Source organism: Winogradskyella sp. 4-2091, from assembly GCF_045765065.1.
GTDB lineage: Bacteria > Bacteroidota > Bacteroidia > Flavobacteriales > Flavobacteriaceae > Winogradskyella.
The window spans coordinates 206,667-220,517 of record NZ_JBJKOD010000004.1 but is presented as its reverse complement, the minus strand read 5'-3'; the positions used below and the strand labels follow the sequence as shown (position 1 = coordinate 220,517).

Annotated in this window: 11 protein-coding genes; 7 read left to right on the top strand and 4 right to left on the bottom strand. The window is 32.5% G+C overall.

Translation table 11 applies throughout. From position 1 onward, the window contains the following. Positions 1 to 72: 72 nt before the first annotated feature. Entirely contained in the window at positions 73 to 2,526 is a 2,454-nt protein-coding gene (gene priA, locus ACJBCC_RS07135) for a primosomal protein N' (protein WP_407556780.1), read from the top strand. 75 nt (positions 2,527 to 2,601) lie between these two features. Here the strand turns inward: priA and ACJBCC_RS07130 are convergent, their stop codons facing one another. Continuing rightward, positions 2,602 to 3,297, bottom strand: a complete 696-nt coding sequence (locus ACJBCC_RS07130) for a LytTR family DNA-binding domain-containing protein (RefSeq protein ID WP_092443855.1) — start codon at positions 3,295 to 3,297, stop codon at positions 2,602 to 2,604. Positions 3,298 to 3,510: 213 nt separating this feature from the next. Here ACJBCC_RS07130 and rpsF point away from each other — a divergent pair, with 213 nt between their 5' ends. The 5 genes from rpsF (at position 3,511) to ACJBCC_RS07105 (ending at position 6,168) form a co-directional block, all read left to right on the top strand. After that, a complete protein-coding gene (gene rpsF / locus ACJBCC_RS07125) occupies positions 3,511 to 3,861 on the top strand; it encodes a 30S ribosomal protein S6 (RefSeq protein WP_299100851.1) in 351 nt (116 codons plus the stop codon). Continuing rightward, on the top strand, positions 3,861 to 4,160 hold the full coding sequence (gene rpsR / locus ACJBCC_RS07120; RefSeq protein ID WP_173280593.1) for a 30S ribosomal protein S18: 300 nt from the start codon (positions 3,861 to 3,863) through the stop codon (positions 4,158 to 4,160). Before rpsF ends, rpsR begins: the two co-directional genes overlap by 1 nt. Positions 4,161 to 4,172: 12 nt before the next feature. Next, positions 4,173 to 4,634, top strand: coding sequence for a 50S ribosomal protein L9 (gene rplI / locus ACJBCC_RS07115; protein WP_299100853.1), 462 nt, complete (start codon positions 4,173 to 4,175; stop codon positions 4,632 to 4,634). A gap of 138 nt (positions 4,635 to 4,772) precedes the next feature. After that, positions 4,773 to 5,645: a glycerophosphodiester phosphodiesterase family protein gene (locus ACJBCC_RS07110; RefSeq protein ID WP_407556779.1), complete on the top strand. Its 873-nt coding sequence runs from the start codon at positions 4,773 to 4,775 to the stop codon at positions 5,643 to 5,645. Between the two features lie 46 nt (positions 5,646 to 5,691). After that, a complete protein-coding gene (locus ACJBCC_RS07105; RefSeq protein ID WP_299100857.1) occupies positions 5,692 to 6,168 on the top strand; it encodes a DUF6495 family protein in 477 nt (158 codons plus the stop codon). Here ACJBCC_RS07105 and ACJBCC_RS07100 read toward each other — a convergent pair. Beyond that, positions 6,165 to 6,344: a hypothetical protein gene (locus ACJBCC_RS07100; RefSeq protein ID WP_407556778.1), complete on the bottom strand. Its 180-nt coding sequence runs from the start codon at positions 6,342 to 6,344 to the stop codon at positions 6,165 to 6,167. The genes ACJBCC_RS07105 and ACJBCC_RS07100 overlap by 4 nt on opposite strands. Positions 6,345 to 6,355: 11 nt before the next feature. After that, positions 6,356 to 7,597: an ABC transporter permease gene (locus ACJBCC_RS07095; protein ID WP_299100861.1), complete on the bottom strand. Its 1,242-nt coding sequence runs from the start codon at positions 7,595 to 7,597 to the stop codon at positions 6,356 to 6,358. A 178-nt stretch (positions 7,598 to 7,775) separates the two neighbouring features. Between ACJBCC_RS07095 and hisS the strand changes: the two genes are divergently transcribed. Then, on the top strand, positions 7,776 to 9,158 hold the full coding sequence (hisS, locus tag ACJBCC_RS07090; protein WP_299100862.1) for a histidine--tRNA ligase: 1,383 nt from the start codon (positions 7,776 to 7,778) through the stop codon (positions 9,156 to 9,158). A 56-nt stretch (positions 9,159 to 9,214) separates the two neighbouring features. Here the strand turns inward: hisS and ACJBCC_RS07085 are convergent, their stop codons facing one another. Then, positions 9,215 to 13,711, bottom strand: a complete 4,497-nt coding sequence (locus tag ACJBCC_RS07085; RefSeq protein WP_407556777.1) for a LamG-like jellyroll fold domain-containing protein — start codon at positions 13,709 to 13,711, stop codon at positions 9,215 to 9,217. Positions 13,712 to 13,851 lie beyond the last annotated feature (140 nt).

Below are 13,851 nucleotides of genomic sequence, written 5' to 3'. Positions count from 1 at the left end.
ATTGGCGAGTTATGTTAAAAAACCATCTCAAATCGAGATGGTTTTTTTATTTAAAGGCATTACTTTTGATGTATGCTACATTTTATAGACGTCATTTTGCCCATTCCGCTTCAAAAGGCATTTACCTATCATATTACTGAAGCAGAATCTCAATATTTATCACTAGGTATGCGTGTGGCCGTACCTTTTGGTAAAAGTAAAATTTATACGGCTTTAGTTTATAGTATTCATCAAAATCCACCAACGGCTTATGATGCAAAAACCATTCATCAAATTTTAGATGAAACACCTGTAATTACTTTAAACCAATTAAAACATTGGGAATGGATTGCTAATTATTATATGTGTAGCATTGGTGAGGTTTTAAGAGCAGCAATGCCAAATGCTTTTTTGTTAGAAAGCGAAACTATTATTTCAAAAAACGAAAAAGCAAATATTAGTGAATCAGAATTAAAAGATGACGAATTTTTAATTTATGAGGCTTTGCAACATCAATCATCACTTAAAATTAATGATGTTGTTTCAATATTAGATAAAAAACGTGTTTTGCCTGTAATTAATGGCTTAGTAGAAAAAGGTGTGCTTAATCTACAAGAAGAACTCTATGAGAAGTACACGCCAAAATTAGTAAGGTATGTAAAGTTGCATCACAATCATAAAACTCAAGATAAATTACAAGAATTGTTAGAAGAATTGAGCCGTGCACCTAAGCAGAGGGAAGTGGTGTTAACATTATTTACCATGGAAGCATCACTTAATCAACCTATAAAAATTTCAGATTTATCAGAGCGAAGTGGAGCGTCTTCAAGCATAATAAAAACATTAATAGATAAACAAATATTAGAAGAATATCATATAAAAGTAGATCGTGTACAATTTGAAGGTGAAGGCGATGAAGATGCTAAACGTTTAAGCGAAGCACAGCAAAATGCCTATGATGAGGTTGAAGCTATTTTTAAAGAAAAATCAGTGGCCTTATTGCATGGTGTAACGTCTTCTGGTAAAACAGAAATTTATGTTCAACTCATCCAAAAACAATTAGAAATTGGCAAACAAGTATTGTATTTACTCCCAGAAATTGCATTAACTACCCAATTGGTCAATAGGCTTCAGGATTATTTTGGAGAGAAAGTTGCTGTTTTCCACTCGAGATATTCTGGAAACGAAAGGGTTGAAGTATGGCAAAATATGCTTTCTAATTCTGAAAAGGCTCAGGTTGTCATTGGTGCGCGCTCGTCGTTATTATTACCTTTTAAAAATTTAGGATTAATCATTGTAGATGAAGAACACGAGCAATCTTATAAACAATTTGATCCTGCACCGCGTTACCATGCAAGAGATGCAGCCATTGTGTTAGCTAATATATTTAAGGCAAAAACACTTTTAGGTTCTGCAACACCAAGTTTAGAAAGTTATTTTAATGCCAGCCAAGGAAAATATGGTTTGGTAGAACTAAACACGCGTTACAATAATGTACTAATGCCAGATATTGAGTTGGTGGATTTAGCAGATAAGTACAAGCGAAAACGCATGAAAGGTCATTTTAGCGATAGATTAATTGAAGAAATGACCGAAACCTTAGAAGAAGGTTTTCAAATTATCCTATTTCAAAATAGAAGAGGTTTCTCGCCAATTATAGAATGTACAACCTGCGGAACATCGCCTCAATGTCCTAATTGCGATGTAAGTTTAACCTATCATCAATATAGAGATCAGTTGCGTTGTCATTATTGTGGTTATAATGCTGTGATGTTAAAAACATGTCAGGCTTGTGGAAATTCAACATTAGACACTAAAGGGTTTGGAACCGAACAAATTGAAGAAGAAGTTAAAGTACTGTTTCCAGATAAGAAGGTTGCTCGAATGGATTTAGATACCACAAGAGGTAAATACGGTTTTGAGAAAATAATAAATAGTTTTGAGCAACGCGAAGTTGATATTTTGGTAGGCACACAAATGTTAACCAAAGGATTAGATTTTAGATATGTAAAACTCGTTGGTATAATGAATGCAGATAACTTGCTTAATTTCCCAGACTTTAGAGCTCACGAGCGCAGCTATCAGCTTATGGCACAAGTTTCTGGTAGAGCAGGTAGAACGGATTTGAGAGGTAAAGTGTTGATACAAACGTATAATCCACATCATAATATTTTACAGCAGGTTTCTACTAATTCTTATAAAGAAATGTTTGCAGAACAAATGAATGAGCGTTATAATTTTAAATATCCACCAATATTTAGATTAATTAAAATAACATTTAAACATAAGGATTATAACCGCGTTAATTTAGCAGCAGATTGGTATGCTAAATCATTAAAACAGTATTTTAAATCTAATGTTTTGGGTCCAGAATTTCCACCTGTATCTCGAATTAGAAATTTATATCACAAAAATATTTTAATAAAAATTCCGCAGCAGCAATCCTTAGGTAAAACAAAAGAGGTTTTAAGAAAGATTGATAATAGTTTTAATGCTGTCAAAGATTTTAGACCAGTTAGAGTGGTTATTAATGTAGATAATTATTAAACCAAAAAATCCTAAACCGAAGTTTAGGATTTTTTAAAATTATAATGTAATGCTTAAAATGTTTATGTAATGTTTCTACATGTTATTTAAAGCATCAACTAATTGAGTCTTTTTATTTCGACTCAATGGGATTTCGTAAGCACCAACTTCAACATTTTTACTGTTAAAGCGGTCAATTTTATCGAGATTCACAATATAAGATTTATGAATTCTTAAAAATTTACCTTCTGGTAATTCGCTTTCAAAAGCTTTCATTGTAGATAAAACCACGAGACTGTTTTCTTCAGTAACTACTTTTACGTAATCACCAAGAGCTTCAATCCATTTAATATCCTTAATATAAACTTTACGTTTTTTAAGGTTGCTTTTTACAAAAATATGTTCGCCATCCGTTTCATTAAAGTCCAGTTTTAATTTGTGTTGCTCAATAGCTTTTTCTACGGCAGTATTAAAACGTTCTTTAGTAATAGGTTTTTGAAGATAATCTGTGGCATCATAATTAAATGCTTTAAAAGCATATTCGGTTTTACCGGTAACAAAGATAATTTGGGGTTTGTTGTTGAGTACATCTAGTAATTCAAAACCGTTTAATACTGGCATCTCTATATCTAGAAAGATAAGATCTACTTTGTGAGTATTAAGACCGTTTTTTGTTTCTAACGCACTGCTGTACTCTGCAATAAGATTAAGTGAGGAATGATTCTCAATTAACTTTACAATAGAGAGACGCTGAATCGCAGAATCATCAACAACTACACAGTTTAAAGTCATAACATTATTAATTTTAGGTTAAGATATCGACAATAGTACGATAAATTCGGTTAAAAAACAAATATTACCGACAAAGCGTAATAATTAACATTAATTTTTATCGTTTTTTATGGGTAAAAAGCTAGGTTTAAAAGTAGTTGAGAAACTAGTTGTCAATTATATAATAAATATGTATTTTTGCAGCCGTTTTAACAATAAACAAAATTATTTATTATGAATCATTATGAAACTGTTTTCATCTTAAATCCCGTTTTATCTGAAGATCAGATAAAGGAGACAGTAAAGAAATATGAGGATTTCCTCGTTTCTAAAGGAGCTAAGATGGTATCAAAAGAAGATTGGGGCTTAAAAAAATTAGCTTACCCAATTCAAAACAAAAAAAGTGGTTTTTACCATTTATTTGAGTACACTGTTGCTGGAGAAGTAATTGAACCTTTAGAAGTAGAGTTTAGACGTGATGAGCGTTTTATGCGTTACTTAACTGTGAAATTAGACAAGCATGCTATTTCGTGGGCTGAGAGAAGAAGAGAAAAACTTAAAGTAAAAGCAAAAGCAAAAGCGTAATTATGTCATCAATAGAACAACAAGCAAAAGGAAAGAAAGACGGAGAAATTAGATATTTAACACCGTTAAATATTGAGACGTCTAAGACTAAGAAGTATTGTCGTTTTCAGAAATCTGGAATCAAGTATGTAGATTATAAAGATGCAGATTGGTTATTAGGTTTTGTTAACGAACAAGGTAAGTTATTACCAAGACGTTTAACAGGAACTTCTTTAAAGTACCAAAGAAAAGTATCTGTAGCGGTAAAAAGAGCTAGACATTTAGCTTTAATGCCATACGTAGCTGATTTATTAAAATAAAACATCATAACAATGGAACTTATATTAAAACAAGACGTTGATAATTTAGGATTTAAAGACGATATTGTATCTGTTAAGAACGGTTATGGTAGAAATTTTTTAATTCCTCAAGGACAAGCTGTAATGGCTACTTCTTCTGCTAAAAAAGTATTAGCAGAAACTTTAAAGCAAAGAGCTTTTAAAGAAAAATCTATTATTGCTGATGCAGAAAAAACTGCTGAAGGATTAAGAGGTTTAGATATTAAAATAACAGCTAAAGCTGGTACAGGTGCTACTGCTGGAGATAAATTATTTGGTTCTATTACCAATATGGATTTAGCTGCTGCACTTAAAAACGCTGGTCATGAAGTTGACAAAAAGTTTATCGCTATTACAGGTGGTAACATTAAGCGTTTAGGTCAGTATGAAGCTGCAATTAGATTACACAGATCAGTAACAGTAGATTTAACTTTCGATGTTATTGCTGACGCATAATCTTACTTAATACAATTTTTAAAAACCGTTTAGTTTACTAAGCGGTTTTTTTGTAATTTTTTTTTCAGAACACAATTAATATTTTCCCGTTGACCTAGCTGAATTCATTTATCACAATGGTCATAAAATTGATTTATTATGAAAAATTTTCTCTACCTATTACTAATTTGTGCGGTTTTTAGCTGTAAACAAGGCACAGAACAAAAAACTATTTCCGAGACCAAAGCGTCTAATCTTTTACAACTTTTTAAGGCCTCGCATTCAGATTATCCCAACATTAGTGTGCATCGTGGCGGAAAAGGACTTTTAAATTATCCTGAAAACTGCTTAGAAACCATTAAGTATATCAACGACAGTATTTATGCTATTTATGAAGTAGATGTAGCACAGACTAAAGATGGTCAACTGGTATTGTTGCATGATAAATCTATTGACAGAACAACTAATGGCAGCGGTAAAGTTGGGGATTTAACTTATGCTGAATTAAAACAATTTAATTTAGTTGATGATTTTGGCAACGAGACTGAGTTTAAAATTCCTCTATTTTCTGAAGTTTTATCATGGTGTGAAGAAAACAATGTGGTTTTAACCGTAGATATTAAAAAAACAGTTAGTCAAGAAACTGTTATAGATGAAATCAAAAAGCAGGCAGCAGAAGACGTTACTATAATAATTACCTATAACATTGACCAAGCCAAAACCGCTTACCAATTAGCTCCAGATTTGTTGTTATCAGTTTCTGCCAGAAACGATGAAGAATTCGATAGGTTATTAAAAACTGAAATCCCGACAGATAATATGCTTGCATTCACTGGTACGCGCTTATCTGATGCCTCTTTGTTTAAGAGATTACATGATTATAATATTGTATGTATGTTAGGTACTTTAGGAAATTTAGACAAAAGAGCAGAGGCTAGAGGAGATGATATTTACATGGAATGGAAAGCGCTAGGTGCAGATGTTTTAGCAACAGATAGACCTTTTGCTGCATATAAAGCTATAAATAATTAAATAAATAGATTCTGAAATAAGTTCAGAATGACAAAACAATGTTGAAATGAAGTATTCAAGATTAACGAAAGAACAGTTTGAAGAATTACACCAAGAATTCATTAATTTTTTAGCTACACAATCCATTACTGGTGATGAATGGGAAGACATTAAAAAGAATAAGCCAGAAACTGCAGAGCAAGAGCTCGACGTATTTAGCGATTTGGTTTGGTTAGGTGTTTTACAGAAAGTTCAATATTTAGAACATATTTCGCCACAACAAATTCACTTATTTCAGTGCAATGAAAATAGCATGCGTTTAATTGCCCTAAGAATTGAAAATAAACGTGTAGATTTTACAACTAAAGAAGGTTTTAATTGGTTACGCGATAATTTATTATCTGAATCTGTGGAGTTTTTTAATGCTAAAAAAGACTATTCAGACGATAAGTATTTAGATATATTTAAAATGATTCAGTCTGGCGCAAACATTACTAAAGGAGAATTGTTTGAGTACTTTGCTAATTTGGTTAAAGGAGCTTAAATGCCACCAGATTGTTGTTTTTGTTCAATGTAACGCTTTTGTTTAATATCTTTTTTCTGTCTTTCTACAGAACCAAATTTACGATGGTAAGGCAATGGTTTATCATAAGGTTTATCAACATCATCTAAGAGAATGTTCCTGATAAAAGAGTTTAGTTTTAATAAGAATGCTTTCAAAATTTTTTTATTTACTCATAACGCAGACTCTCAATAGGATCTAGTTTCGCTGCTTTTGTAGCAGGATATAAACCCGATACAACAGCAACAATAAATGCTATACTTGTAGCCCAAATCATGGCGACCCAAGGTGTAGAAAATTCCAGATCGAAACCATTGGCAACAGCCCAACCGATTAAAATACCTAGAATGATGCCTAAAATTCCACCAAGTTGACCAATTATTATGGTTTCCATAAAAAATTGAAATGCGATAGTTTTACGCTTTGCACCAAGTGCTTTTCTTACACCAATTTCGCGCGTGCGTTCACTCACGGAAACTAGCATTATATTCATAAGAGCAATTGTAGATCCAAAAATGGTAATTATACTTATAATCCATGCAGCAATATATAATGCCATTGTATTTTCTGCCACACGATTAAGTAAATCGTCACTGCGCTCTATACCAAAATCATTATCTTCAATTGGGTTAAGCCCTCTTATATTTCTAAAGGTTAAAATAGCTTCTTCTTGTGCAGATTCTAGCATATCAGTTTTATCAACTTTTACACTTAAGTTGTAGTTAATATTAGCATTCGTAAAAATAGAGCGTGCTTTTTGAATTGGCATAAACACTCTTAAATCTTGATTATTGCCAAACGTTGATCCTTTTTCTTTTAATACACCTATAACTTTAAATTTAGAACCTCTAATGCTAATCGTTTTATCTATAGGATTATCATCAGGAAATAAAGCTTTCTGTAGATCGCTACCAATAACGCAAACGGCATTACTGTTATCCACGTCAAAAACATTGAGCGAGCGACCATTTTCAATTTCTAAACCAGAATTTTCTATATAATATTCATTAGCTCCCAATACGGCAACTTCAGGATCTGTTTTTTTACTTTCATATTTTACCTCAGCGGCAAAAGTGCCCATAAATGAAACCGCAACTTTAGTAAATGGGTAATTGTAATTATCTTCGAAAGCTTTTACATTTCTATAATCAATAACCGGATTAATTTTTTGACGTTCTCTACTGCTTTGACGTTGGTTGGTAAATTCGTAACGCTGAATATTAAATGTGTTAGAACCCATCGAAGAAAAATTACTAGTAATCGTATTTTCTAGAGCAGACACACCACTTAAAATTCCTACTAAAGCCATTATACCAATGGCAATAATTAAAACCGTTAATATAGTACGAAGTAATTGACCTTTTATAGAGTCGAAGGCAATTCTAATATTCTCTCTAGCTAATGAAAACATAGTTTTTAGTCGCGTTAGTTGGGTTGTTTTAAGTATAAGACTACTTAATCCGTATAAAGTTACTATAAAATGAAGATATCTTTATAAGACCTCTGAAAAATATAATATTTTTGTGTTGAATTTTAAGTTCAAAATTAAGTTTCACTAAAAGAGATTCCTGCTTTCGCAGGACGTTAACATGGCACAAAAACCAAGCATCCCAAAAGGTACAAGAGATTTTAATGCAGCAGAGGTTGCAAAACGTTCTTATATAATGGAAACTATAAAAGAACAGTTTCAGATTTTTGGATTTCAACCTATTGAAACACCAAGTTTTGAAAACTCAGAAACCTTAATGGGAAAATATGGAGAGGAAGGTGATCGTTTGATTTTTAAAATTTTGAATAGTGGTGAGTATTTAAAAAAGATTTCTGATGAAGATTATAATGCTAAGTCTGAAGTTAAAATAACGCCTAAAATTTCAGAAAAAGCATTGCGTTACGACCTCACAGTGCCTTTTGCACGTTACGTAGTACAGCACCAAAATGATATAGAATTTCCTTTTAAACGTTACCAAATTCAACCTGTTTGGAGAGCAGACCGTCCACAAAAAGGACGGTTTAGAGAGTTTTTTCAATGTGATGCAGATGTGGTAGGTTCTAAATCGTTGTTTCAAGAAGTAGAATTTGTTCAGCTTTATGATGCGGTTTTTTCAGCTTTAAAATTAGAAGGTGTAACCATTAAAATCAATAACCGAAAAATTTTATCTGGTATTGCAGAAGTGATTGGTGCACAAGATAAACTCATCGATTTTACAGTCGCTTTAGATAAGTTAGATAAAATAGGCGAGGAGAAAGTAAAAGAAGAAATGCGAGGTAAAGGTATTTCTGAAGACGGTATAACTAAGCTTCAACCTTTATTTACATTAAAAGGCGATTTTGGAGACCAAATAGAAAGTTTAAAATCTATTTTAAGTGCATCCGAAATTGGACTAAAAGGTATTGAAGAATTAGAATTTATAAATACGGCCATTTCAAACTTAAAATTAAAAACAGCCATCTTACAATTAGATGTTACCTTAGCTAGAGGTTTAAATTATTATACAGGCGCTATTTTTGAAGTCTCAGCGCCCGAAGGTGTAAAAATGGGATCCATTGGTGGAGGTGGTCGTTACGATGATCTTACAGGAATCTTTGGTTTAACAGATATGAGTGGTGTTGGTATTAGCTTTGGCTTGGACCGAATTTATTTGGTTTTAGAAGAATTGAATTTGTTTCCAGATACTATTACAGATTCTACGAAGGTTTTATTTATCAATTTTGGAGATAAGGAAGCGATGTATAGTTTAGGTGCTGTAACTAAATTGAGAGCAGAAGGTATAAAAGCCGAGTTGTTTCCTGATGCTGCAATTTCTGGTAAACAAAAGAAAAAGCAAATGAATTATGCGAATCGTCGCAATATTCCATTTGTAGTTTTAGTAGGTGACCAGGAGTTGAATTCAGAGGTGTTTACATTGAAGAATATGGAGTCTGGTGAACAACAAGAAGTTACTTTTAATGATTTGTTGACCAAGCTAAAATAAAGAAAGCCTCAACCATCAGAGATTGAGACTTCTTATCATCAACTAAAAACAATTTCTTATTTTATTATAACTTTTTTAGTTACAAATGAACCCGTTTCTGTCTGGAGCTTAATAATATAAGTTCCAGTACTTAAATTCTTTATATTGTATTCTGAATATGAATTTTCTTCAATGTTGGTATTTGTGTAAACCAATTGACCTAATATATTAAATAACGTCATAGATTTTAATGCTATTAGGTTAGGATTAGCTATCACAATTTTATCAAGCGTATTTGAGTATAAAACATCTATACTGTTTTCTGCTATATCATCTATACTTAAGGCTTCTTCTTGTGTGCCAAAAGTTATTTCAAAACGATCTAAATATTCACCAGCAGTTAAAAATATGTTGTAGTTACTTGCTTTTAAATCATGATATATATCTAAATCTATATCATGTAAGTAAACATTAAACTCATTTGGCACATTCTCTAATTTATCAATGTTTATTGTATTAACACCATCTGTATTTGTTTTAATACCTAGAGGATATGTTGTTGTAACTTCAGCTTCATTACTTCCTTGAATGATATAGGCTTGGTCATTTATTCTCCAAAACATATCATCAATTTGGACTTCATTTAGTAAACCATCATAAGCCCAATCTACACCAGTTGTAGTATTCTCGTCTATTGTTAGTAATAGCTGTCGTTTTATAGTGTTTACGGACTTGAAACCGATTCTAAATTTCATTCTAAGATCATCTTCAATTAAGCCATCTTCAGCTTCTGCATCAGTTGCTGAAGTATCTGAAAAAGCATTACGTAAAAATACAGATGTGCTATTTTCTTTACTGAAAATACGCTGTCCATTGTTAAAATTAATTGTTCCAGCGTACTGACCAGTAATAAAAAAGCCTTGTCCAATAGGTATATAGCGTCCTGGTTCTTTGGTAGGTGTTTCTCCTGATGCTAATCCAGGATGATTGTCTGCTTTATAGGCTGCTGCAACTGCACCAGAATAGTTGTAAGTTGCATAACCACCTTGATAATCTTGTAAAACATGAGAGCCTCCTCCCCAATGTTCCCAGAAATAAAGTGTACCACTTATTCTAGGTTCCGAATTTGATTGGGAAGCATCATTAGGTAAAAGTTCTGGACCATTGTCTCTTATAAAAATATTTGCATCTATTGCAGAAGGATAAGGGTTACCTACTAAATAGTCATTTTCTGCAGCTAGTGTAAGGTTAATATCTCCATTATTAGGCTTACCGGAAAACACATAATTTTGAGGTGTTGAATTAGAGCCTGTCCCTGGACCTTTCATAGTAAAGCCTTCTCCAGGATAAATTCTGCCCGTACGTCTTATATGTTGCCAAGAGGAATAGTCTCCAGTGGGTAGGTTTGCGTATTTCCAAATCCAATAATCCGCGATTTTAATAGGATCTCCTTCTGAGCCATTATAGCCTGAAGAAGAAAAATTAATGTCAATAGGGTCATCTGCATCAGAACCATCTTGCATAATGTCAGTAATTCTAAAGTTAACAGCAGTTGAATTTTGACGTTTTACTGGTGATGACCAATAATTATAAGTGTAAGTGTCGGCTGTTCCTTGCTGATCGCGTTCTATTTTACCAATACTATTATCGTCTAATAAACTGTCTTCTCCTTGTACTAGTTGTGATTCATTTTCTAAATCTATAAATCCATCTAATTTTAAGTACCAAGAAACGTTGAGTTCAGAATCATTATTTACATGATATTCTATGGGGTTGTCGTTAGCGTCTTTTTCATTGATAAACAGACCTAAATGTTTCTGCCTATCGTCAAACATTACATCATTGTGTAAAACTTTTACAATAGACCAATCGTAGGTTATAGCATCTTGCCCAACAACACCATCTTCAGTACTATTTACAGCATCACTTAAAGATCCACTTTGTTGGGTAATAAAAGGCATTGGCGCAGATTGGTATTCAATTTGTTTAATATTATAAAGTTTTGCACCAAAACCAGAATCAATAGTTGATGTTGTTAAGTTATCAGTAACATCGCCTTTAAAGTTGTCTAACCTATAATATTTAACAAGGTTAGACCATAATAAAGGATTTATATTTTCAGTATTGATAAAATCTGTAACATCTCTTGGAATCTCTGTTCCTCTTATATTAGTTCCGTTTTGTTCAATTTCTTGATAGACAATTTTGTGAATTTCATCTTCTGATAATGCTTTGTTAAAAAGTCTTATTTCGTCCATATAGCCTTGATAGAATAATGGGCTTAAATCATTATGTCGTCTTCCTAAGTAAAAAGGCGTAGTATCAGCATCAAGAACACCTTCATCTAAGTTTAAATCTGTAACGAGTTCGCCATTGATATAAACTTTAATGCTATTGGCATCATCACTATATGTTGAAGCGACATGAACCCATTGATCTGTGGGTAATTCTAAACTGTTTATATCTTTTCCGTTAACTACGGTAAGCAAACGACCATCGTCTCTAATTTTCATAGAATAATTGTTTTGCCCAAACAAATAGCTATGTCTTCCTGCACTTTCAGAATCAATTTTAATCCATCCCATTAATGAAATTTGAGGCCAACCGCTGAATAAATTTTGATCTTGTATATAGTCGTTTCTACCATCAAAATAAAGTTGAAGTTTTTTATCTAAGTTTCTGGGTGAGCCAAATGCATCATCATCAGTATCAAATGTATCTACAATGCCGTCATTGTCATTGTCTACACTACCATCAATAACACCATCACCATTAGCATCTAAATCGGCATATAAAGTCTGGGAGATGTCGTAAATATTAGTGTTATTGTTGTAAGTGTCTATATAATCTGGTATGCTATCTACATCACTATCTAATACAAAATAGGTGTTTCCATTACCTTGGTTTGTATTTCCATATGCACTAGACATTGTGTTTCCATTATGAAAATCATAAATATCTAAAATACCATCGGCAAAGAATTCTATTGTGCCATCAGAGTCATAATCTTTCTCTCTTACATAATCTGTATCTGGTCCATCACCAACGCCATCACCATCAATATCGCCATCACCATTTTGATAGGATGTATTGCTAGAGTTTCCAGCACCAGATTCGTCAACATCAAAGATTGAATCATTATCACTATCTAAATCAATAAAATTTGGAGTACCATCGTTATCAGAGTCAAGAATAGTTAAGCCTTCTAAAGTATCATGCATTCCATTACCGTCAGAGTCTACCCAATTTGAAATTAATGCTTGACCATTACTTAAATTACCATAACCAGCTTCAACAATATCAGGAATTCCATCGTTGTCTGAATCTAAATCAAAAACATTTGCGATACCATCATTATCTGTATCACATAAGGTTTGCACAATAGAAATGTCATCTATAGCTAAATCATTTCCTAATCCACCAGTTTCATTATTATAAAAGAATACATTAAATTCAGATACATTGAATGTTAAATTGGCAGAGAAATTATGCCAACTATTTTCTGGATCTCCATTAATAGAAGGCGGAATATCTCCAGTCGTTAATCCTGCTAATAAATTACCACTAATATCTCTAAATTCCACACGAATATCTGGTCTCAGCCTACTATCAATATTATTGGTTGTTGAGGTATCTAAATTAAGTACCCAAAAACTATAGGTAATCGGTACATTAGGTAAGGATCCTGTGATACTCGCTGTGTAAAATAATCCTGTATCGTAAGAAGCATTGAACATTGCCATTCTACCATTGCTATCTCCTGGTGTATGATCTTCTCCTGTATACCAAACAGAATCTGCCCAAGCAGCTACTTCCCCATTTGGAGTTTGATTAACACCATCACCATTTCCGGCTTTATAATAAACCGTATACTCACCATCGTTTAAATTGTGGTCTGTATTTTCTCCTGCAGCATCTTCGAAGTTATATGATGTTGCAGCATTGTAGGTCGTATTAATGGTAGTTCTATTGGTACCAACTCCAAAGGTTTCATTTAAGTATTTATAATTTGTGGAAATAGCAATATTTGAGTTCTGACACGCTAATTCCTCGTCAGTATCCATTATTCCATCGTTATCATCATCAATATCTACATTATCAAAAACGCCATCACCATCACTATCAAAACAGTTTTGATTGGATTGGCCAATAATGGTAAATTCATATGGGTTTTCGTCTAAGTCATCACTATTTATAGTTACTATAGCTGGATTTAGATTACTATTTACAGCATTATATTGAATGGTAAATGTTGTAGTATTAGATACTGAAATAGGACTAGAATAGCTTGCACCTATAATGGAGAAGTCAGTATTGTTAGACAATGATATATTTGATATATTTAAATCTGAATTTCCTAGGTTTTCGATTGTAAATGTATGTGATATAGGAAAACCAACATCCGAAGAACCAAAATCTGTAAGATCATTAATATTTGGTGTTATATCTCCATTGACAATTGAAATTGAATTACCTTGAACTTTAAAATCTTGTGAGAACGAAAAGCTGGTTAAATGAATAGCACATACAAATAAGATATATTTCCATTTTATTGGAAGTATCGAAATTTTCATAAGTAGATTTTTTAGCTTGGGACTAATTCTTCGACAAACCTACAAGAATTATCTATAAAATGCAAATAAATACGATTAAATGCATTCGTTTTTGAATTTTCATTAACTCAACATGAATCATTTAGTGATTTTATTGTCTA